Raw genomic sequence first — 830 nt, forward strand, 5'->3', positions numbered from 1 at the left:
CCTATTCGTGAATATTATCCAGGTGATAAACCATACCGTATGTGTTATGTAGAGGATCCATTCGGAGTAGTATTCGAAATCTATTCCCACTCCTACGAACTTCATTATTCACCAGGAGCGTACAAGTGATTCTCTTTGGCAAAATGCCTGTTATATACTCATAAATATAACTTTTTACTTTTCCATTGATGAAAAGTAACAAAAATCTACGGCGCATCTACTCAGCTACCCATAACGGAACAAACACGAATAGAAATAGATCATCTCACTCGTTCCTCATTCGATAGCATTTCTATTTTGTCGCTTTTTGTTCCTATGGGACCCAGCTTGCGTAGCTGATGCCGATCAAAGGAGTGCAATGACAAGTGGCAATCAAAAAATGATGAATGAGTGAGAGAACGTAACAACAACTTAATTACTTGGTACAGGCTCTTTGGGCATTGGAAAGTCGAGCTGCTTACACGTCCTGTTCCCAATAGCTATCGGAATTTTGATTACTTTTTTATCAATGAAAAAGTCAGAGCCGTACGGCTTGAGCAGGTAGATTGAATCAGTTTGTAATGAAGTATATCTTCCATATTCCATGGTAAGAAGCAACAAATATGCTATACAAGGGATCCATTTGGAGTAGTATTCGAAATCTATTCCCACTCCTATGAACTGCATTATTCTCCGGGAGCGTACAAGTGATTCTCTTTGGCAAAATTTTGTCCCCATTGGTCTAATTTCATGATGATGGGGATAATGCTTTTTCCGGCCTCTGTTAATCCATACACGACTTTTGGTGGCACTTCAGGGTAAACCTCCCTACTTACCAAACCATCACGCTC

General features: G+C 39.8%; 1 protein-coding gene. It reads right to left on the reverse strand.

Features of this window, described 5'->3' with window-relative positions; translation table 11 throughout:
• Positions 1–665: 665 nt before the first annotated feature.
• Positions 666–818 carry a winged helix-turn-helix transcriptional regulator gene (locus NQ163_RS20865; RefSeq protein WP_268192187.1) on the reverse strand — a complete coding sequence of 51 codons (153 nt, stop codon included), beginning with the start codon at positions 816–818 and terminating at the stop codon, positions 666–668.
• Positions 819–830 lie beyond the last annotated feature (12 nt).

Source organism: Marinifilum sp. D737 (assembly GCF_026672275.1).
Classification (GTDB): Bacteria; Bacteroidota; Bacteroidia; order Bacteroidales; family Marinifilaceae; genus Marinifilum.